Source organism: Rhodopseudomonas sp. WA056 (assembly GCF_010906995.1).
Taxonomy (GTDB): domain Bacteria; phylum Pseudomonadota; class Alphaproteobacteria; order Rhizobiales; family Xanthobacteraceae; genus Rhodopseudomonas; species Rhodopseudomonas palustris_G.
Genome location: NZ_QPFS01000014.1, coordinates 25,023 through 46,051, shown reverse-complemented (window position 1 = coordinate 46,051; position 21,029 = coordinate 25,023). Strand labels below are relative to the sequence as shown.

The 21,029-nt window shown below is 66.5% G+C and carries 17 protein-coding genes; 11 read left to right on the top strand and 6 right to left on the bottom strand.

The genetic code is table 11. The features are described 5' to 3' along the window. Positions 1 to 180 precede the first annotated feature (180 nt). Positions 181 to 1,125 carry a lipopolysaccharide heptosyltransferase I gene (waaC, locus tag DU475_RS05130; RefSeq protein ID WP_164631043.1) on the top strand — a complete coding sequence of 315 codons (945 nt, stop codon included), beginning with the start codon at positions 181 to 183 and terminating at the stop codon, positions 1,123 to 1,125. On the opposite strand, the gene DU475_RS05125 is transcribed toward waaC, so the two are convergent. The 3 genes from DU475_RS05125 to waaF form a co-directional block, all read right to left on the bottom strand. Then, the gene (locus DU475_RS05125; protein WP_164631041.1) at positions 1,122 to 1,664 is read right to left on the bottom strand and encodes an HAD family hydrolase; all 543 of its coding nucleotides are present in this window, start codon (positions 1,662 to 1,664) and stop codon (positions 1,122 to 1,124) included. The genes waaC and DU475_RS05125 overlap by 4 nt on opposite strands. Further along, positions 1,661 to 2,248 carry a D-sedoheptulose 7-phosphate isomerase gene (locus tag DU475_RS05120; RefSeq protein ID WP_164631039.1) on the bottom strand — a complete coding sequence of 196 codons (588 nt, stop codon included), beginning with the start codon at positions 2,246 to 2,248 and terminating at the stop codon, positions 1,661 to 1,663. The genes DU475_RS05125 and DU475_RS05120 overlap by 4 nt, the downstream gene beginning before the upstream one ends. A 70-nt stretch (positions 2,249 to 2,318) precedes the next feature. Continuing rightward, positions 2,319 to 3,395 carry a lipopolysaccharide heptosyltransferase II gene (gene waaF, locus DU475_RS05115; protein ID WP_164631037.1) on the bottom strand — a complete coding sequence of 359 codons (1,077 nt, stop codon included), beginning with the start codon at positions 3,393 to 3,395 and terminating at the stop codon, positions 2,319 to 2,321. A gap of 185 nt (positions 3,396 to 3,580) precedes the next feature. Here waaF and rfaD point away from each other — a divergent pair, with 185 nt between their 5' ends. From rfaD to DU475_RS05100, 3 genes are read left to right on the top strand one after another with little or no spacing between them, the layout of a single operon-like run. After that, positions 3,581 to 4,561 (top strand): ADP-glyceromanno-heptose 6-epimerase, encoded by a 981-nt coding sequence (rfaD, locus tag DU475_RS05110; RefSeq protein ID WP_164631035.1) that lies wholly within the window; start codon positions 3,581 to 3,583, stop codon positions 4,559 to 4,561. Positions 4,562 to 4,585: 24 nt separating this feature from the next. After that, the gene (gene rfaE1, locus DU475_RS05105; protein WP_164631032.1) at positions 4,586 to 6,058 is read left to right on the top strand and encodes a D-glycero-beta-D-manno-heptose-7-phosphate kinase; all 1,473 of its coding nucleotides are present in this window, start codon (positions 4,586 to 4,588) and stop codon (positions 6,056 to 6,058) included. A 37-nt stretch (positions 6,059 to 6,095) separates the two neighbouring features. Next, entirely contained in the window at positions 6,096 to 8,036 is a 1,941-nt protein-coding gene (locus DU475_RS05100) for a polysaccharide biosynthesis protein (protein ID WP_142883321.1), read from the top strand. A gap of 4 nt (positions 8,037 to 8,040) precedes the next feature. Here the strand turns inward: DU475_RS05100 and DU475_RS05095 are convergent, their stop codons facing one another. After that, positions 8,041 to 9,054, bottom strand: coding sequence for an MraY family glycosyltransferase (locus DU475_RS05095; RefSeq protein WP_164631030.1), 1,014 nt, complete (start codon positions 9,052 to 9,054; stop codon positions 8,041 to 8,043). Positions 9,055 to 9,108: 54 nt separating this feature from the next. Continuing rightward, entirely contained in the window at positions 9,109 to 10,068 is a 960-nt protein-coding gene (locus DU475_RS05090) for a lysylphosphatidylglycerol synthase transmembrane domain-containing protein (RefSeq protein WP_164631051.1), read from the bottom strand. 189 nt (positions 10,069 to 10,257) lie between these two features. On the opposite strand from DU475_RS05090, the gene DU475_RS05085 reads away from it, so the two are divergent. The 4 genes from DU475_RS05085 to murJ all read left to right on the top strand — a co-directional run bounded on the left by DU475_RS05085 (position 10,258) and on the right by murJ (position 15,311). Continuing rightward, positions 10,258 to 11,241 carry an NAD-dependent epimerase gene (locus DU475_RS05085; protein WP_164631028.1) on the top strand — a complete coding sequence of 328 codons (984 nt, stop codon included), beginning with the start codon at positions 10,258 to 10,260 and terminating at the stop codon, positions 11,239 to 11,241. Positions 11,242 to 11,381: 140 nt separating this feature from the next. Then, positions 11,382 to 12,380, top strand: coding sequence for a Gfo/Idh/MocA family protein (locus DU475_RS05080; protein WP_164631026.1), 999 nt, complete (start codon positions 11,382 to 11,384; stop codon positions 12,378 to 12,380). 56 nt (positions 12,381 to 12,436) lie between these two features. Further along, positions 12,437 to 13,588: a DegT/DnrJ/EryC1/StrS family aminotransferase gene (locus DU475_RS05075; RefSeq protein WP_164631024.1), complete on the top strand. Its 1,152-nt coding sequence runs from the start codon at positions 12,437 to 12,439 to the stop codon at positions 13,586 to 13,588. A gap of 193 nt (positions 13,589 to 13,781) precedes the next feature. Next, on the top strand, positions 13,782 to 15,311 hold the full coding sequence (gene murJ, locus DU475_RS05070; RefSeq protein WP_164631022.1) for a murein biosynthesis integral membrane protein MurJ: 1,530 nt from the start codon (positions 13,782 to 13,784) through the stop codon (positions 15,309 to 15,311). Here murJ and DU475_RS05065 read toward each other — a convergent pair whose 3' ends face one another. Next, a complete protein-coding gene (locus tag DU475_RS05065) occupies positions 15,312 to 17,117 on the bottom strand; it encodes a carbamoyltransferase family protein (protein WP_164631020.1) in 1,806 nt (601 codons plus the stop codon). Positions 17,118 to 17,544: 427 nt separating this feature from the next. On the opposite strand from DU475_RS05065, the gene DU475_RS05060 reads away from it, so the two are divergent. The 3 genes from DU475_RS05060 (at position 17,545) to DU475_RS05050 (ending at position 20,998) form a co-directional block, all read left to right on the top strand. After that, positions 17,545 to 17,832, top strand: a complete 288-nt coding sequence (locus tag DU475_RS05060) for a hypothetical protein (protein WP_013503892.1) — start codon at positions 17,545 to 17,547, stop codon at positions 17,830 to 17,832. A 282-nt stretch (positions 17,833 to 18,114) separates the two neighbouring features. Next, positions 18,115 to 20,436, top strand: a complete 2,322-nt coding sequence (locus tag DU475_RS05055; RefSeq protein ID WP_164631018.1) for a xanthine dehydrogenase family protein molybdopterin-binding subunit — start codon at positions 18,115 to 18,117, stop codon at positions 20,434 to 20,436. A 112-nt stretch (positions 20,437 to 20,548) separates the two neighbouring features. Beyond that, the gene (locus tag DU475_RS05050; RefSeq protein ID WP_013503890.1) at positions 20,549 to 20,998 is read left to right on the top strand and encodes a c-type cytochrome; all 450 of its coding nucleotides are present in this window, start codon (positions 20,549 to 20,551) and stop codon (positions 20,996 to 20,998) included. Positions 20,999 to 21,029: the final 31 nt, after the last annotated feature.

Here is a 21,029-nt window from a genome sequence, read left to right as displayed (position 1 = left end):
TGGTTTCCATCCGAGCTGCTGGTCGGTTCCGCACATTTGCGCCAGCCTGTCGACAAACAATGGAATTGGGGTATAGCGAGGCCGCTTCAGGGGCGAATTGCCAGCGTTTTTGCCGGGGATTCGACTCTATGGTTGTCAATCCTGTAACGAGGACCGCGCAATCGCGGGCCTTTTGCGTCAATGTCGGACATCCTCATCATCAAGACGTCCTCGCTCGGCGATGTGGTGCACCAGATGCCCGCGATCACCGACGCTGCGCGCGCCCAACCCGGCCTGCGCATGAGCTGGGTGGTGGAGGAGGCGTTCGCGCCGCTGGCACGGTTGCATCCTGCCGTGACCGAAGTGATCCCGGTGGCGACCCGGCGCTGGCGGTCGCATTTGGCGAGCCGCGCCACTTGGCGCGAGATCGGCGATTTCAACACCCGTTTGCGTGAGCCCGAGTTCGACAAGGTGATCGACACCCAGGGCCTGATCCGCTCCGCGATCATTGCCCGGCTCGCGCAAGGCGAGCGCCATGGCTACGACGCGCACAGCATCCGCGAGCCCTTGGCGTCGCGGTTCTACGATGTCCGCCACAGCGTCAGCCGCTCGCTCCACGCGGTGGCGCGCAATCGCGCGCTCACCGGCCTGTCGCTCGGCTATCAGCCGCCGGACCAGATCGACTACGGGCTGATCAAGCCGGCGCGCGGCGCTGATGCGCCTTACGCGCTGCTGCTGCACGGCACCTCGCGGGCGTCGAAGGAATGGCGCGCCGAAGACTGGATCGAGACCGGCCGCTGGCTGCAGGGCTGCGGGCTGCAACCGGTTCTGCCATGGGGCACCGAGACCGAGCGACAGACTGCCGAACGGCTGTCGGCTGCGATTCCCGGCAGCCGCGTGCTGCCGCGTCAGTCGCTCGATCTCACCGCGGGCGTGATCGCCGGCGCCGCGGTGGTGATCGGCGTCGACACCGGCCTTTTGCATCTGGCCGCCGCCTATCGGGTGCCGCTGGTCGGGATTTATGTGGCGACCGATCCGGGACTGACCGGCCCGGTCGGCAGCGGTCCGCTGCGGGTGCTCGGCGGCAAGAGCGGCGGCCCCTCGGCGCGGCAGGCGATCGCCGCAGCGGAGCAGCTACTCGGTTAGTTGGATGCCACGGCCCGTTGCATCTCGGCGAGCACCTGGTTGACGAAGCCGTCGATGTCTTCGCCTTCGAAGCGAAAACCGAGAATGCCGGCAGCCCGCGCGGCTTCGATATCGCTTGCGCTGTCGCCGATCACGAAGCTGCGGGTCATGTCCACCGGCCAGGCTTTGGCCAGATCCAGGATCATGCCGGGGCCCGGCTTGCGATGCTCGCAGGCCACCCGATAGGCATCGATCGTTCCTTCGACATGATGCGGGCAGAACCGCACATCGTCGATCCGCGCACCCTGCGCATTCAGCTCATTCAGCATCCAGCGATGCAGAGCGCGGACGTCGTCCTCGCCGAACATGCCGCGGGCGACGCCGGACTGGTTGGTGATGATGAAGACGTAATAGCCGGCCGCGTTAAGTTGCCGGATCGCCGCCGCGATGCCCGGCATCCAGCGCAGGCGCTCGCGGGTGCCGACATAGTGGTCGTTGTAGTTGATGACGCCGTCGCGATCGAGGAACGCCGCGGGCCGGCGCGGTGCGGCCGCGGTCATGGCGACGGCGCACCGAGCACGGCTTCGATCTCGTCGCAGATCGCATGCGCGGCCATCAGATGGATCTGTTGAACCAGCGCGGTCTCGGGGCCCGGTGCAATCAGAAGGTGATCGCACAGCGCGCCCATCGATCCGCGGCTCGGGCCGGTCATGCCGACGGTGACCAGGCCGCGCCGCCGCGCGACCTCGAGCGCCGCCAGGATGTTCGGCGAGCGGCCCGATGTGGTGATGCCGATGAAGACGTCGCCTTGCTGGCCGAGACCTTCGACCTGCCGGGCGAATACCCGCTCGAAGCCATAGTCGTTGGCGATCGCGGTGAGCGCCGAGGTGTCCGTGGTGAGCGCCACCGCCGGCCAGGCGCCGCGCTCGCGCTTGTAGCGGCCGATGATCTCGGCGGCGATGTGCTGGGCGTCGGCGGCGCTGCCGCCATTGCCGGCGATCAGAATCTTGCGGCCCTGGCGCAGCGCCGCGATCGACGCTGCGGCGATCGCACGCGATGTTTCCAGCAGCGCTGTGTCGCTGGCCGCGGCCGTCATCGCGGCAAGCGAAAGCTGGAAATGGGCGGCGATCTTGTCCTGGCTCACGTCACACCTGAAGGCTGAAACTCGAAGCCCTGGTAAAGCGCAGGGCCGGGTCCGGCGCAAGCCGAAGGGCTCACACCGCGGGCGCGATGCCGGCGGCCTGCAGCGCGCGCAGCGCCGCGGCGGTCACGTCCTCGACGGCGATGTCGCGCATGCAGCGGTGGTGCTCCATCCGGCAGATCGGCTTGTGGCAGGGCCGGCACGGAATCTCGCCCGGCGCCTGGATCACCGTCTCGATCGGATTGAGCGGGGCATAATGCCAGGGGCTGGTCGGTCCGAAGATGCCGATGGTCCGGCTGCCGATCGCCGCCGAGACGTGGAGCAGGCCGGAATCGTTGGAGATCACCAGGTCGGCTGCCGCCAGCGCCAGGATGCCGTTGCGCAGGTCGGTGCCGGTGAGATCGCGGACCCGCGGGCCGCCGGCCGCGACGATTTCATGGGCCTTGGCGGTTTCGCCCGGGCCGCCCACCACCCAGACCTCGAAGCCGCGCTCGGCGAGTGCCTTGCCGGCCTCGACATAATAGGTCCAGCGCTTCGCCGGCCCGACGGCGCCGGGTGCCAGCGCCACCACGGTCCGGCCGTGCAGCCCATTGGCCTGCCGCCATGCCGCGATCTCGGCCTGCGGCACCTGAAGCTGCGGTTCGGGCCAGTCCAGCGGCAATTCGGGCAGCGGCGGCAGCGCCAGCGCGGCGCAGCGGTCGATCATCCGCGGCAATGCCTTCTCGCCGCGCCGCCAGTCATTGAGCAGGCCGAACCGGACCTCGCCGATGAAGCCGGTGCGTTTCGGGATACCGGCAAGCCAGGGCGCGATGGTGGATTTGAAGGTGCGCGGCATCACCACCGAGGCGCCGTAGCCTTCCTGTCGCAGCCTGGCTGCCAGCGCCCGCTCCTGAGGCAGCGAGATCTTGCTGCGCGGCAGATCCCAGACGATCCCCTGGCGCACGCCGGGCATATAGTCGACCAAGGGCGCGCACAGTGTGGTGGTGAGGACGTCGACCGGCCGGTTCGGCCAGCGATCCTTCAGCACCCGCACCACGGTGTGGCAGCGCACGAAATCGCCGATCCACATATACGGGACCAGCAGTACCGGGCTGGTTTCGCTACGGTCGGGCGCTGTCGCCAGGCTGGCTTTGAGTGATTCGTAATTCATCGCTTGTTCTGCGTGCCCTGCCTGGCAGGGACTGGTCGGCCCAGCCGGTTAGCGTCTGCTGCGGCCGGCGTCCAGCCGGCATTTCGCGCGCCAGACGTGCTCCATGCACAGCAAGTCAGGGTAGAAAGTTGCCTGCTTGGGCGGAGTGGGGCAAAGCTGGCCGCGCAAATCGAGGCGGAGAAGTCATGCTGCTGGTCACCGGGGGCGCCGGGTTTATTGGATCGAATCTGGTCGCGGCGCTGAACGACGCCGGGCGGGCCGATGTGGCAGTGTCCGATTTTCTCGGCCATGACGGCAAGTGGAAGAACCTCGCCAAGCGGCAGCTTGCCGATTTCGTGCCGCCGGCGGAACTCGCCGGCTGGCTCAAGGGACGCAAGCTCGACGCTGTGTTCCACATGGGCGCGATCTCCGCCACCACCGCCACCGACGGCGATCTGGTGATGGAGAACAATTTCCGGTTGTCGCTGCGGCTGCTCGACTGGTGCACCGAGACCGGCACACCGCTGATTTACGCCTCGTCGGCGGCGACCTATGGCGACGGCGAACACGGCTTCGACGACGACTTCTCGCTGCCCGCGCTGAAGCAACTGCGGCCGATGAACCTGTACGGCTGGAGCAAACACCTGTTCGACCTCGTGGTCGCCGAGCGCCTCGCCAAGGGCGATAGGCTGCCGCCGCAATGGGCCGGGCTGAAGTTCTTCAACGTGTTCGGCCCGAACGAATATCACAAGGACACCATGGCCAGCGTGCTGGCGCGGCGGTTCGACGACATCAAGTCGGGCCGGGTGGTCCAATTGTTCAAGTCGCATCGCGAAGGCATCGCCGACGGCGACCAGCGCCGCGACTTCATCTATGTCGACGACGTGGTGCGGGTGATGATGTGGCTGTTCGCTTCGCCCAGCGTCAGCGGCATTTTCAATGTCGGCACCAGCCATGCCCGCAGCTTCCGCGACCTGATCCTGGCGGCCTATGCCGCGCTCGGCACGCCGCCGCAGATCGAGTACATCGATATGCCGGAGCAGATTCGCGGCAGTTATCAGTACTTCACCCAGAGCGAAGGCGACCGGCTGCGCGCGGCGGGCTATAATGGCGGCTTCACGCCGCTGGAAGAAGCGGTCGCGTCTTACGTCACAGGTTACCTCGACCGCAGCGATCGCTTCCGCTGATCGCGCGCAACAATTTGGATTTGGATGTTGAGCTTCGACGCCCTGCTGCAAGCGATCGCCCGTCAGACCGTCCTGTGCGTCGGCGACTTGATGCTCGACGAGTTCGTCTATGGGGAGGTGTCGCGGATTTCCCCGGAGGCTCCGGCGCCGGTGATCGCGGTCCAGCGCAGCGAGACCAATATCGGCGGCGCCGGCAACGTTGCCCGCAACATTGCGGCGATCGGCGCGCGCTGCATTTTCGTCGGCCTGGTCGGTGACGATGCCACCGGGAGAATGCTCGCCGCCGAACTCGGCAGCGAGCCGAAGATCGAGCCGGTGCTGGTGCGCGATCCCTCGCGTCCGACGACCCGCAAGGTGCGGTTCGTGTCCGAGCATTTCTCCACTCACATGCTGCGCGCCGATTGGGAGATCGCAGCGCCGGCGACCGGCGAGGTCGAACAGCGGCTGCTCGATGCGATCCTGCTGCAGCTCGCGCGCGCCGATATCGTGCTGCTGTCGGACTACGCCAAAGGCGTGCTGACGGCGCGAGTCATTCGCGAGACGATCGATACCGCCAACAAACTCGGCAAACGCGTCATCGTCGATCCGAAAAGCGCCAACTTCGCGATCTATCGCGGCGCCACGCTGCTGACGCCGAACCGCAAGGAATTCGCCGCGGCGACACGGAGCGCTGCCGAGACCGATGACGAGATCGCCGCGGCGGCCCAGGATGCGATGACGCTGGCCGAGTGCGAGGCGATGCTGGTGACCAAGAGCGAGCACGGAATGACGCTGGTGCCGCGCGGAGGCGAGCCGATCCACGTGCCGGCGCAACCGGTGAAGGTGCGCGACGTCTCGGGCGCCGGTGATACCGTGGCGGCGGTGCTGGCGGTGGTACTAGCGTCGGGGGCGGACTGGGGCACGGCGATGCGGGCGGCCAGCGCCGCCGCAGCCGTGGCGGTCAGCAAGAACGGTACCGCGGTGGTGACGCCGAGCGAACTGCGCCGGCGCGTCCTGCCACACGCTGAACTCGCCGCCGAAGACAAGATCATGGCCAGCGACGCCGACCTCGACGCGCGGCTGAAGGAATGGCGCCGCGAGGGTCTGCGGGTCGGCTTCACCAATGGCTGCTTCGACATCCTGCACCCCGGCCACGTCAAGGTGCTGACTGCGGCGCGCGGTGCCTGCGACCGGCTGATCGTGGGACTCAACAGCGATGCGTCGGTGCGGCGGCTGAAGGGCGAGAGCCGGCCGGTGCAGCACGAACGCGCCCGCGCCGAAGTGCTGGCGGCGCTGGAGGCGGTCGATCTGGTGGCGATCTTCGAAGAGGATACGCCGATCCGGCTGATCACCCGGATCGAGCCGAGCGTGCTGGTCAAGGGCGGCGACTACACCCGTGAGCAGGTGGTCGGGCACGAGATCGTCGCGGCCAAAGGCGGCGAGGTGATGCTGGTCGACGTGCTGCCCGGATTCAGTACCACCTCGCTGGTGGCGCGCGCGCGCGAGGGGCAGTCCTGATCATGCGCGGGATTGGCGACCACCGCTGGCAGGTGCAATGTTGACGCCGATCACGTCGTTCACGCCCCGCAACTGGCTGATCGCCCTCCACGATCTGCTCGCGACCGCGGCCGCCGTGCTGCTCAGCTTCTATCTGCGGTTCGACGGCGAGAATCTGCTGGACCGTCTGCCGCTGCTGCTGAAGGTTCTGCCTTACTTCGTCGTCTTCAGCTTCTTCGTCTGCTACCTGTTCCAGCTCACCACCACCAAGTGGCGGTTCATTTCGATCCCGGATCTGCTGAACATCCTCCGGGCGGCGAGCGTGCTGACGATCGCGCTGCTGGCGCTCGATTACGTCTTTCTGGCACCGAACATGTACGGGACGTTCTTCCTCGGGAAGACGACGATCGTGCTGTACTGGTTTCTGGAGGTGTTCTTCCTGGCCGGTTCGCGCCTCGCCTACCGCTATTTCCGCTACACCCGCACGCGCAACAAGGCGCGCCGGATGGATGCGGCTCCGACGTTGCTGATCGGTCGCGCCGCCGACGCGGAGGTGTTCCTGCGCGGAGTTGAAAGCGGCGCGGTGCAGCGGCTGTGGCCGGTGGGCATTCTGTCGCCCGCGTTCTCGGATCGCGGCCAGACCATTCGCGGCATTCCGGTGCTGGGCGGCACCGACGATCTGCACAACGTGATCGCCGACTTCGCGCACCGCAACAGGCCGATCGAGCGGGCGGTGATGACGCCGTCCGCGTTCGAGGCCGATGCCCAGCCGGAAGCGGTGCTGATGCGTGCCCGCAAGCTCGGGCTGACGGTGAGCCGGCTGCCGTCGCTCGAAGAAAGCCGCGACACGCCCAGGCTGGCACCGGTCGCCGTCGAAGACTTGTTGCTGCGTCCGAGCGTCAAGATCGATTACGACAGGCTCGAGGGGCTGCTGAAGGGCAAGTCGATCGTCGTCACCGGCGGTGGCGGATCGATCGGATACGAGATGTGCGACCGCGTCACCACGTTCGGTGCGGCGCGTCTGTTGGTGATCGAGAATTCCGAACCGGCCCTCTACGCCGCGATGGAGAAGCTGAACGCCAAGGACTCCAGGACGACGATCGTCGGCCACATCGCCGACATTCGCGATCGCGAGCGGATCTTCGATCTGATCGGCGGGTTCAAGCCGGACCTGGTGTTCCACGCTGCTGCGCTGAAACACGTGCCGATCCTCGAGCGCGATTGGGGCGAGGGCGTCAAGACCAACATCTTCGGCTCGGTCAACGTCGCCGACGCCGCGCGCGCGGCCGGTGCCGGCGCGATGGTGATGATCTCCACCGACAAGGCGATCGAGCCGGTATCGATGCTCGGCCTCACCAAGCGGTTCGCCGAACTGTATTGTCAGGCGCTCGATCGCGAACTTGCCGGCACCTCCGGTGACAAGCCACCGATGCGGTTGATCTCGGTGCGGTTCGGCAACGTGCTGGCGTCGAACGGCTCGGTGGTGCCGAAATTCAAGGCCCAGATCGAAGCCGGCGGACCGGTGACGGTGACGCATCCGGATATGGTGCGATACTTCATGACCATCCGTGAAGCCTGCGACCTCGTCATCACCGCCGCGACTCATGCGTTGGGCTCGCAGCATGCCGACGCGTCGGTGTTCGTACTCAGCATGGGCCAGCCGGTACGCATCGTCGATCTCGCCGAGCGGATGATCCGGCTGTCCGGACTGCAGCCCGGCTACGACATCGAGATCGTGTTCACCGGTGTTCGTCCGGGCGAGCGGCTGCACGAGATCCTGTTCGCCGAGCACGAACCTTCGACCGAGATCGGCATTCCCGGGATTGTGGCGGCACGTCCGCACGAACTGCCGCTGCCGACGCTGCAGCAGGGCCTCGCCGCACTCGAAGCCGCGATCGCAGCGGGGCGTCATGACGAGGTGGTGGCCATCCTGAAGAGCGCCGTTCCGGAATTCCGGATCGAAGCTGCGGCGCCGGCTGCGCAGCGTCGTCTGCAATAACCGCTCAGGCGCGGGGGCGGGTGAAACGCCTCAGCACTGCGGCGACCAGCATGGCGCCGATGCCGAGCAGCAGGAGATCGGTCGCCGCCGATCGCAGGGCGATCGAGGCGCCTGCCAGCCCGGCCAGGGCGAGATTCAGAAGACACACTTGGCCGACCACCGCGCGGACCGGGAATCCGTTGTCAGTCGCCCGCTGATAGAAGTGCGTGCGATGGGCGAGCCAGAACCTCTCGCGGCGGATCATTCGCCGCAGCAGCGTCAGGGTGCTGTCGGCCAGATAGTACAGCGGCAGCAGCAGTGCCGCGGCGGCGTGGCCCTGGAGCGCGAGTTGCAGCAGACACCAGCCGAGCAGGAGCCCGATCGGCAGGCTGCCGACGTCGCCGAGAAAGACCTTCGCCGCACCCGGGCGGTTGAACGGCGCGAAGCCGAGGATCGCGCCGCCCAGTGCCGCTGCCAGCAGCATCGGGGATTGCGACAACGCACCGGCCAGACCGAACACCACCAGGGCGGCCGTTACCGGCACGCCTTCGGCGACCGTCATCCAGTCGAGCCCGTCCATGAAGTTGACGAGGTTGACGAACCACAGGCCGCCGATCAGCAACGCGGCGCGCTCCAGCCACAATGGCAGGGCAGGGACGATCTGCTGGTCTGCGGGCAGCGTGAGAACGACCGCGCCGACGCAGAGTGCCTGAAGGGCGAGGCGCGGCAGGACCGGAATCGGCCGGATATCGTCGACCGCTCCCACGATCCCGATCACGACCGCGGCGGCGAACAACGGGAGCAGTGCCAGCAGCGCCGGAGCGGTCGGGCCGAGCGCGAATGTGGTGACGATCAACGTCGCGGCGATGACGGCGATGCCGGCGCCCTGCGGGGTCGGAACCTTGTGCGACGAGCGCGCATTGGGGCGCGCCAGCGCATATCGCCTCAGCAGCGGCATCAGCGCCCAGGTGAGAACGGCACAGAGAATGACGGCGCTCAGCGCCGCGATCATCGATGCGAAGCCGATGGCCGGATTCATCCGCGCCAGCCCGACCGGACGGTCGCGACATCGACCATGGCTGAATTCATCAGGTTACTCCGGCACCTTGATCTCTGCGTCTCCCTTGGCCGCCTTCTCTGCGCTGAAGATCCAGACCAGGCCGCCGAACCCGCCCAAAAGGAAGTACACTGCTCCGAACAGCAACGAGACGGCGACGCCGTCACCGGCATCGAGGCCGGCATAGCCGAACGCCAACCCCATGCTGGCCTCCCGAACGCCCCAGCCCGCGATCGAGATCGGGATCATCGTGATCAGCATGGTCGGGGGAACGAGAAACAGCAACTGCGTGAAATCGGTCGGCGACGCGATCGCGCGCGCGACGCACCAGGCGACCACGACTGCCAGGACGTGAATCGACAGCGAGATCAGCGCCAGCCATGGACCGCTCCGGCTGCGAAACAGCAAGTCGCTGGCAATCTGCGAGCACGTGTGGAAATGGCGGGTCGCCCAGATCCGGGTCAGCAGGTCGAACGGCAGCAGATGCAGCGCCAGAAATACCACGCCGGCGCCGAGCGCGACGGCATCGAGCAGCACCAGCCCGAGCCGTCCCTCGGGATTGCCGATCAGCGCCAACGACCAAGGAAGGGTGCACATGATCAGCACTGCCAGCGCGATGAGACCGATCGCGCGGTCGACGAAGACCGAATAGGCGGCGGTCCGCCATCCGGCTCCGGCGCGAGCCACCAGCCACAACCGCATCGCATCGCCGCCGATGGCCGATGGCAGCGTCTGGTTGAAGAACGCGCCGATCATATTGTAGCGGAACGCCTGCGGCAGACCGAGCGGTGCGCCGCTGCCCACACTGATCGTCCGCCAACGCAACGTGCCGACGAAAACCTGAAACAGGGCAACCGCCAGCGCCAGCGCCAGCCACCCGATGCTTGCGGCGTCGATCCGCGCGGGGAGCGCGGCGAAGTCGGCTTTGCGGAGCGCGAAATACAGCAGCGCCGCCGAAACCAGAATCTTCGCGGCTGAGAATACAATCCGGCGCATGGGGGGTCGCAGAACAGAGGTTAACAGATCGTCAAGAACGAGCGGCGCGCCCGACCATCGCGAAAGCCGCCGCCTTGGTAGGGACTTGCTCCCGATCTGGCAAGAGCGCGGCGGTTCCGCTTGCCGCTGGTGTCGGCTGCTGGCTAAACAGGCTCGCGCAGCGGGTCGCGAATGGCGGGCAGGAACGAGATGACAGAGCAAGCGGTCCTGGTCACCGGAGCGGCCGGCTTCATCGGCTTTCATGTGGCGCGCGAACTGCTGGAGGCGGGACGCTCGGTCGTTGGTCTCGACAGCCTCAACCACTATTACGATCCCGCGTTGAAGCAGGCCCGGCTCGATCTGCTGACGCCTTATCCCGGTTTCAGTTTTGTCCGCGGCGACCTCGCCGACCGTTCGGCGACGGCGGAGTTGTTCGCAACACGCCGTTTTCCGGTCGTGATTCATCTCGCCGCTCAGGCCGGGGTGCGGCATTCTCTGAGCCATCCGCACGACTACGCCGACTCCAACCTCGAGGGGTTCCTCAACGTGCTGGAAGGGTGCCGGCACCATGGCTGCGAGCACCTGATCTACGCGTCGTCGTCGTCGGTCTATGGCGCCAACACCAAGCTGCCGTTCTCGGTGGATGATCCGACCGACCACCCGATCAGCCTGTACGCCGCGACCAAGAAGGCCAACGAGCTGATGGCGCACTGCTACAGCCATCTGTACCGGCTGCCGACCACCGGGCTGCGGTTCTTCACCATCTATGGGCCCTGGTACCGGCCAGATATGGCGCTGTATCTGTTCGCCAAGGCGATCACCGAGGGCCGTCCGATCAAGCTGTTCAATCACGGCCAGATGCGGCGCGACTTCACCTATGTGGACGACGTGACCCGGGTCGTGACCCGGCTGATCGATCTGGTTCCGACCGGCCGCGACGGCCATGCCCCCGCCAGGGTGTACAATGTCGGCAATCACAGCCCGGAAGAGCTGATGCATGTCGTGGCGCTGCTCGAGCGCGCACTCGGGCGCCCGGCGGTCAGGGAGATGCTGCCGATGCAGCCCGGCGACGTGCCGGCAACCTTTGCGGATGTCGAGGCGCTGGTGCGGGATGTCGGCTTCCGGCCGTCGACCCCGATCGAGGACGGGATCGGGGCCTTCGTCGCCTGGTTCCGCCGCTATCATCAGGTGTAGCTTCTTGCGTCTAATGCGCGTCTTGGCTGTTTGGTGTAATTAACTGAATCAAAACGTGTTTGGGAAAGTTTCCCGAACGTTCGCCACATCTGTGGCCGCGTGCTAGGAAGCCGCACCTTCAATTTCCAAGGCGCGCCGCCATGACTTCCAGCACTGCATCGGCCAAGACTCCCTCGCTCCGAATCGGCGTGATTGGCGCTGGGGTGATGGGCACCAACCATGGGCGTGTGCTTGCTGGGCTACCGGGCGTTTCGCTGGTCGGGATCGTCGATCCGCTGCCGGAGCACCGCGACCGCGCGGTCGAGCTGATCGGCTGCAAGACGTTCGCAACGCTCGATGAATTGCTGCTGGCCGGGGTCGACGCCGTGACCATCGCGGCGCCCACCCATCTGCACCACGAAGTGGCGCTGACCTGTATCGGTCGCGGTATCCACGTGTTGGTCGAGAAGCCGATCGCCTCGACCGTGGCGGAAGGACGCGAGATCGTCGCAGCCGCCGAAAAGGCCGGCGTGACCCTGATGGTCGGCCATGTCGAGCGCTTCAATCCTGCGGTCGCGGCGATCAAGCAGGCGCTTCGCGACGAGGACATCCTGTCGATCGGCATCACCCGGGTCGGCCCGTTCCCGCCGCGGATGTCGAATGTCGGCGTGGTGATCGACCTTGCGGTCCACGACATCGACCTGATCCGCTGGTTCACAGATTCGGAAATCACTGAGGTGCAGCCGCAGCTCTCCAGCGCGGTCGCCGAGCGCGAAGACATCGCGCTGCTGCAGTTCCGCACCGCCTCCGGCGTGCTCGCCCACATCAATACCAACTGGCTGACGCCGTTCAAGGCGCGCACCGTCACGGTCGCGACCCGCGGCAAATACGTGATGGGCGACCTGCTGACCCGGCAGGTCACCGAGTGCTTCGGCTTCAAGGCCGACGGCAGCTATTCGATGCGGCATCTGCCGGTCGGCCACGACGAGCCGCTGCGCGCCGAACTGATCGCGTTCGTCAACGCGGTGCGCAGCAACGGCACCCCCGCCGTCACGGGCCAGGAGGGCGTCGCTAGCCTCGAAATCGCGATCCAGTGCCTCGAACAGCCGGCCCGGCCCGCCGCGACGGCGTCCGCCGCGCCGCTGCGCGCTGCCGGCTAGGCCGAAGACGTCACGACACTCCCGAGCGCCCTTTCATCCGAACCCGGCAAGGTCTCATGAACCAGCATCTCCGCAACGATCCGGTGCCTTTCATCGACGTCGGCGCGCAGCGCCGCAGGCTGGGTGCCGGAATCGACGAGGCGGTCGCGCGCGTTCTCAACCACTATCAGTTCCTCAACGGCCCTGAAGTCATCGAACTCGAAGCGGTGCTGGCGAAGTTCAGCGGCGCCCGCCATGTGGTGACCTGCTCCAGCGGCACCGACGCGCTGCTGATGGTGTTGATGGCCAAGGGCATCGGCCCGGGCGACGCGGTGCTGTGTCCGTCGTTCACGTTCTGCGCGACCGGCGAAGCGGTGGCGCTGACCGGCGCGACCCCGCTGTTCGTCGATGTCGACGAAGTCACTTTCAACATCGACATCGCCTCGCTGAAGCGCGGCATCGGCTCCGCCAGGAAGCTCGGCCTCAAGGCCCGCGCGATCATTCCGGTCGATCTGTTCGGCCAGCCGGCCGATCACGCCGCCGTCGCGGCGGTCGCCGCCGACGAGGGGCTGTTCGTCCTCGACGATGCGGCGCAGGGCTTCGGTGCGAGCTATCGCGGCAAACGGCTCGGCACCTTCGGCCTCGCCACCGCCACCAGCTTCTTCCCGGCCAAGCCGCTCGGCTGCTTCGGCGACGGCGGTGCGATCTTCACCGACGACGCCGAACTCGCCGAGGCATTGAAGAGCGTCCGCGTCCACGGCCAGGGCAGCGATAAATACGACAACGTCCGGCTCGGCCTGACCGGCCGGCTCGACACCATCCAGGCGGCGATCCTGCTGCAGAAGCTGTCGATCTTCGAGGACGAGATCGCCGCGCGCAACGTGGTGGCCGAGCGCTATTCCAAGGCGCTGGCGGATGTCGTCACCGTTCCGCGGCTCGCGGAGGACTGCACCTCGGTGTGGGCGCAGTACACTATTCGCCTGCCGCACGGCGTCGATCGCGATGGCTTTGCCGCAGCGCTGAAGGCGCAGGGCATTCCGACCGCGATCTACTATCCGAAGTCGATGCATCAGCAGACCGCGTATCGCGGCTTCCCGGTCGCCGACGGCGGCCTGCCGGTGTGCGAGCGGTTGTCGCGCGACGTCATCGCCCTGCCGATGCACGCCTATCTCGATGCGCCGACCCAGGACCGCGTGATCCAGGCGGTGCGCGGCGCGGTTGGACGCTAACCACCGTCATTCCGGGGCGCGAACGAAGTTCGCGAACCCGGAATCTCGCGGTTGCCGATAGGGTGTTCCCACCACCTCGGGATTCCGGGTTCGCGCCCTCACGGGCGCGCCCCGGAATGACGTGCGGATGATGGGGCGGGCGCCGGCTCCCATTCCTGTTTTGCGGTGTCGCGACTTCCTGTAGAAGCGCACCATGCTCAAGCGCATCTTCACCGTCGGCGGCTTCACTTTGCTGTCGCGCCTGACAGGTTTCGCCCGCGACATCATCCTGGCGGCGATCCTCGGCGCCGGTCCGGTGGCGGATGCGTTCTTCGTCGCGCTGCGGCTGCCCAACCATTTCCGGGCGATCTTCGCCGAGGGCGCGTTCAACGCCGCCTTCGTGCCGGCCTATGCGCATGTCCACGGCGAGAAGGGCGAACAGTCCGCCAGGCTGTTCGCGAACCGCATCTTCACGCTGCTGTTCGTCTCGCAGCTCGTGCTGCTGGCGGTCGCGCTCGCCTTCATGCCGCAGATGATGAGCATCCTGGCGCCGGGCTTCACCGACGAGCCGGAGCAGCGGGGGCTCGCGATCGAGCTGACGCGGATCACTTTCCCCTATTTGCTGCTGATTACGTTGGTGACGCTGTATGGCGGCATCCTCAACGTGATGCAGCGCTTCGCCTCGGCGGCCGCCGCCTCGATCTTTCTCAACATCTCGATGATGGCGACGCTGGCGCTCGCGGCGTTCTTCCCGAGCGCCGGCCATGCGGCCGCCTGGGGCGTGCTGATCTCCGGCGTGCTGCAGTATCTCCTGCTCGCCGGCGATCTGTCGCTGCACGGCGGCCTGCCGCGGTTCGCCAGGCCGAAGCTCGATGAGGATGTTCGCGGATTCTTCCGCGCGCTCGGGCCGGCGACGATCGGCTCGATGGGCACCCAGATCGCGATGTTCGCCGACACGATCATCGCCACCTTCCTGCCGGTCGGAGCGCTGTCGGCGCTGTACTACGCCGACCGGCTGTACCAGTTGCCGATCGGCGTCATCGGCATCGCGATCGGCACCGTGCTGCTGCCGGAGATGTCGCGCCAGCTCACCGCCGGAGACGATTCCGGCGCAAGGGCGTCGCAGCGCCGCGCCTTCGAGTTCGCGCTGCTGTTCTCGGTGCCGTTCGTCGCGGCGTTCCTGACCGTGCCGGACGTGATCATGCGGGCGCTGTTCGCCCGCGGCGCGTTCTCCAGCGCCGATGCGCTGGCGGCCGGGGCAACGCTGGCGGCCTATGCGGCGGCGCTGGTGCCCGCGGTGATGATCCGCAGCGCGGTGGCGCCGTTCTATGCCCGCAAGGACACCGCGACGCCGGTGAAGGCGGCGCTGATCGGCATCGGCGTCAATGTGGTGCTGAAGTTCCTGCTGATGGGCCCGCTGGCGCAGGTCGGCCTCGCGCTCGCCACTGCCGCCGGCACCTGGATCAATCTGCTGCTGGTGCTCGGCTTCTCGGTCCGCGCCGGCTATTTCGCGTTCGACCGCGAACTGGTGCGCGCGGTCGTGAAATTCGCCGTCACCGGCGTCGTGCTCGCGGCCGGGCTGTGGCTGACCGCGTGGCTGTCTGCGCCGTATCTGGCGCAGCTCCCGGCGCTGCGCAGCGAGGTGGCGCTGGCGCTGCTGATCGGCGTCGGCGCCGTGACCTACGGCGCCGCGCTGCTGATCCTGTTCGGGCCGCGCGCGATCAAGCGGCTGCTGCGCGGCTGATCATGCCGCGGTGGTCGATCGCACCAGATTGGTGACGTCGGAATACACCTGCAGCACCGGATTGATGAAGCGGTGCGCCTTGTTCTTCGACACGATGGTGTCGTGCATCACCAGATGGTCGATGCCGGTGGTCAGGAAGCAGGCCATCGCGTCGCGCGGCGTCTCGACGATCGGCTCGCCCTTGATGTTGAACGAGGTGTTGACCAGCACCGGGACGCCGGTCAGCGCTTCGAACTCCTTCAGGATGTAATAGAGGTCGGGCGCGGTCTCTTCGTCCACCGTCTGCACCCGGGCCGAGCCGTCGACGTGGACCACCGCCGGAATCCTGTCGCGCCATTCCGGCGCCACCGGTTTGGCCATCAGCATGAACGGCGAGTCGCCTCTGCCCTCGAAGATCTCATCGGCGCGCTCCTTGAGGACGATCGGCGCGAACGGGCGGAACGGCTGGCGATGCTTCACCCGGCTGTTGAGAATGTCCTTCATTTCGGCCTTGCGCGGATCGGCGAGCAGGCTGCGATGGCCGAGCGCGCGGGGGCCGAATTCCGAGCGGCCCTGGAACCAGCCGATGACCTTCTGGTCGGCGAGCAGCCGTGCCGTTTCCTTGTAGACCTCGCTGGAGCGAACGATGTTGATCTGCGGCTTGACGAAGAACCGCTGCGTCGCTTCCTCGACCTCGGCGTCCGAATACGGCCGGCCGATATAGGCGTGCTTCATCTCGAAGCCGCGCTGCTTCTGCTGGATCACCAGATGACCGTAGTAAGCGCAGCCGATCGCGATGCCGTCGTCGCCGGCCGCGGGCTGGATCCAGACATTCTCGAAGCCCGCCTCGCGGGCGATCCGGCCGTTGGCGACGCAGTTCAGAGCAACGCCGCCGGCGATGCACAGGTTCTTGGCGCCGGTGGTCTCGCGCAGCCAGCGCGCCCGTTCCAGCAGCACGCGCTCGGTGTCGTCCTGCACCCGCCAGGCGAGGTCTTCCCAGTGCCGCATCGACGGGTTGTCTTCCCACTTGCCGGCGCTGTCCATGATGTAGGGCTGGTTCAACTCGGGCGTCCAGCGCGGCACGGTGAGCTTGCCACCCTCGAACTGCAGCATCGGCGGCATCGCGCCGGGGCGGCCGTAAGGCGCCAGTCCCATCAGCTCGCCGCATTTGTTCCAGTCGCCGAACACGTAAGTCGAGGCGCGGCTGTAATACGCCCCAAGGCCCGGCATGTTGTAGAACTCGTCGCTGAGGAAGCCGCGCTCCGGCTCCATCCAGACCTTCTTCAGGCATTCCAGTTTGGTGCCGCTGAATTTGTAGTAGCTCTCGGATTCGCGGGCGAGCGGCGAGGCATCGTCGCCGGGAAAGGGTTCGTCGACATCGGCCCGGTAGCTGCCGACGCCGTCGACGATCATCACCACGCCTTCCTCGAACGGGCACGGCGCGAACGCGCTGTAGGCGTGCGCGAGGTGGTGCGAGATCGTCGCGACCTTGTTGGTGTGGTTGCGGAACAGCGGATGCCTGGTGGCCTCGCCGCGCTCGTATTCCGGCAGAAAGCCCGGCATGTCCTGAAACACCAGCCGGTCCTCCATCTCCGGCACCGGCAGGATGTAGCAATTGCGCACCACCAGATCGACGTCCGCCATGGTGATGCCTTCGGCGTTCAGGCAATAGTCGATCACTTCCCTGTAGAAGCCTGATGCGTGCTTCTCGCGGGTGATGCGCTCCTTGGCGATGCCGAAGGCGATTTCGCCGTCGCGGAGCAGGCAGGCGCTGACGTCGTGATCGTAGGTGTTGAGGCCGAGGACGTAGGTGTGCTGACGGGACATGGGCTGCTTTTCTAAAGGCGCGGCGGGGCCGCGGACGAGGCGCGGGACGTCACTTCTGACAGTCGACCCACGGCGGCGTGCGGTTCACATCGATTGCATGGATAGCTTGTGCGTGGAAGTTGGACATTGCCGAGGCGTTGCACGGCATATTCCACCTTGTCTTCAAACGCGGCCGTTTTCGCACTGCACACTCGCCGAGAGTGCACCGTTCGGCCACCTGGGGAACAACTTTCGCCGTTAATGGTTGGCCCCGTCGATTCGCGTCTGATGCAGCCGCGGCTTGACCGAAACCGCTGCTTGATCATAAGCTTGCCGGTGAAATTCGCTCATGGGCTCAATCCGCCCCGCGCATTTGAACCGTCATCATGATGTCGTGCACCAACAACCGGGTATGACGGTAACGTGCCCAACGACTGGGAGAAACTCAATGGCTCAAACTGCCTCCAAGCCACGTAAGGGATTGACGACGCGCGTTCTCGCGGCCGTGACGTTGACCGTGATCTATGGCTTCAGCCTCGTCGGTACCTCGGCGCTGTTCCTGACCGCCAGCACCAGCAAGGCCGAAGCTCAGCGTGGGCGCGGCCGGGGCCGCGGTCGTGGTCGCGGCTACTATCGTGGCCGCGGTCGTGGCCGTGGCTACTACCGTGGGCGCGGTCGTGGCTATTACGGCGGCTGCGTGTTCAACCCGGTGTACGGCCGGGTGATCTGTTACTGAGATCGTTGCGGCGGGCGGCGACGCCCGGCCTCTTCGAGACGGCTCGCATTGAAAGGCGTATCGGGCGACCGATGCGCCTTTCTGTTTGGCCGTTCACTATTGCTTCCAGTGAACCGCAGCGTGACGTCACATCGTGATCGCTGCCGCCTCGGTGGTCTGGTCGCCGCAGTTTTCGCCCGCGTCATAATTAGGTGTTCGCGGTCCTTGGTTCGGTCTGCGCGTTTGCTCCGGTGACCGATCCGCTGCAAGATGGTGCCAACTCGCATCGGAGGTGACGGTCCCATGGCTCCCACCAAGTTGGCTCCCACCAAGTTCGGCGTCGGCCAGAGCGTGCTGCGCAAAGAGGACGATCCCCTGATCCGCGGCAAGGGCCGCTACACCGACGACGTGGCTCCGGTGTCGTCCGCCCACGCGCTGATGCTGCGCTCGCCCCATGCCCATGCCACCTTCAAGCTCGATGCGAGCGCAGCCCGCGCGCTGCCCGGCGTGCTGGCGATCCTGACGGCGGACGACGTCGCCGATCTCGGCGGCCTGCCGTGCCTGTTCAATCTGCCGGACAAGCCGTTCAAGGGACCGGACTATCCGATCCTGGCGCGCGACGAGGTTCGCCACGTCGGCGACGCGATCGCGTTCGTGGTCGCAGACACGCTGGCCCATGCCCGCGATGCACTGGAGGCGATCGCGGTCGAGTGGACGCCGCTTCCCGCAGTGGTCGGCGCCGCCAATGCGGTCAAGCCCGGTGCCCCGCAGGTATGGCCGGATCATGCCGGCAACGTGCTGTTCGATGCCAACATCGGCGACAAGACCGCGACCGAACAGGCGTTTGCCAAGGCCCATGCGATCGCCGAAATCCGCATCGTCAATCCGCGCATCGTCACCAACTACATGGAAACCCGCGCGGCCGTCTGTGAGTATGATGCCAAGGGCGATCACTTCACGCTGACGGTCGGCAGCCAGGGTAGTCACCGGCTGCGCGATATCCTGTGCCAGACCGTGTTGAAGATCCCGGTCGAGAAGATGCGGGTGGTCTGTCCGGATGTCGGCGGCGGTTTCGGCACCAAGCTGTTTCCGTATCGCGAATACGCGCTGCTCGCGGTTGCCGCCAGAAAGCTGCGCAAGACGGTGAAGTGGACCGCCGATCGCGGCGATCATTTCGTCGGCGACTCGCAGGGGCGCGACAACGTCACCACGGCGCGGATGGCGCTCGCCGAAGACGGCAGGTTTCTCGGGATGGATGTCGACCTGATCGGCGACGTCGGCGCCTATCTGTCGACCTTTGGACCCTACATTCCCTACGGCGGAGCCGGCATGCTGCCGGGGCTGTACGACATCCAGGCGTTCCACTGCCGGATCCGCACCGTGTTCACCCACACCGTGCCGGTCGATGCCTATCGCGGTGCGGGCCGTCCCGAAGCGGCCTATGTGGTCGAGCGTCTGGTCGATGCCTGCGCGCGCAAATTGTCGATGTCGCCGGATGCGATCCGGCGCAAGAACTTCATCCCGCCGCGCAAGCTCCCCTACAAGACCGCGACCGGCAAGGTGTACGACTCCGGCGACTTCGCCGCGCATCTGAAGCGTGCGATGGAGATCGGCGACTGGAAGGATTTTGGCAAGCGCGCCAAGGCTGCCAGGAAGCAGGGGCTGGTCCGAGGCATCGGGCTCGCCTCTTACGTCGAGGTCTGCGGCACCATGGGCGAGGAAACCGCCAAGGTGGTACTCGATCCGGACGGCGACATCACCGTGCTGATCGGCACGCAGTCGAGCGGTCAGGGCCACCAGACCGCCTATGCGCAGATCGTCGCCGAGCAGTTCGGCGTACCGCAGGAGCGGGTGCGGGTGGTGCAGGGCGACACCGACCGGATCGCGACCGGGCTCGGCACCGGCGGTTCGGCCTCGATCCCGTCCGGCGGCGTCAGCGTGCAGCGCGCCACCCATCAGCTCGGCGAGCAGCTTCGCGAGATCGCGGCCGACGCGCTGGAGACCAGCGCCGCCGATCTCGAAATCAGTGACGGCACGATCCGGATCGCCGGCACCGACCGCTCGATCAGCTTCGCCGATCTCGCCAAGCGGCCCGGCGTCGATCCGGCCAAACTCGACGCCAGCGCAACCTTCTCCAGTGCCGACGGCACCTATCCGAACGGCACGCATCTGGTCGAGATCGAACTCGATCCGGCGACCGGCAGGATCAGGATCGTCAACTACGTGATCGTCGACGATTTCGGCGTGACATTGAACCCGCTGCTGCTCGCCGGGCAGGTCCATGGCGGCACCATCCAGGGCATCGGCCAGGCGCTGATGGAGCAGGCGGTGTACAACGCCGAGGACGGCCAGCTCGTCACCGGCTCGTTCATGGACTACGCGCTGCCGCGCGCGGCCGATGGCGCGCCGATCACCTTCGAGACCCACAACGTGCCCTGCGCGACCAATCCGATGGGGGTGAAGGGCGCGGGCGAAGCCGGCGCGATCGGCTCGTGCCCGGCGGTGATGAATGCGATCATCGACGCGCTGTGGCGGGAATACCGGATCGAGCACATCGACATGCCGGCGACGCCGGAGCGGGTGTGGATGGCGATCCGCGAGCACGAGCGCCTGCATCGTCTGTGATGCGGCGGCTGTCGGAGCGGGTCGACAAGAGTGGCGTCAAGCCACCGATGAAAGGCTGCCGAACCGGCGGCGCATGACCGAGTTGAAAACAACCAAGCGGGAGGACGTCTGGATGTTACGAACTGTGATCGTTGCCGGAGCCCTGGTGCTGACGGCGAGCGCCGTGATGGCGCAGCAGGATCTGGTCGACAAGACCCAGAAACTGATGAAGGACAACGGGCGGAACATGATGGTGCTCGGCGCCATCGCCAAGGGCGAGAAACCTTACGATCAGGCCGCAGTGGATGCGGCGCTCAAGCAGTTCGACGAGACCGCCAAGGATCTGCCCAAGCTGTTTCCGGACAGCGTCAAAGGCCTGAGGGCGTTCGACAGCAAGTACAGCGCCTCGCCGAAAATCTGGACCGAGCGCGCAAAATTCGACACCGAGATCGCCGACTTCGCCAAGGCGGTCGACGGCGCCAAGGGCAAGGTCAAGGACGTCGACACCTTGAAGGCGGCGATGCAGCCGATCGGCAAAGCGTGCGGAAGCTGCCACGAGAACTTCCGCCAGAAGGAAGGCTAACGCGGCGAGCGCCGTCGGCGGCGGAGATCGG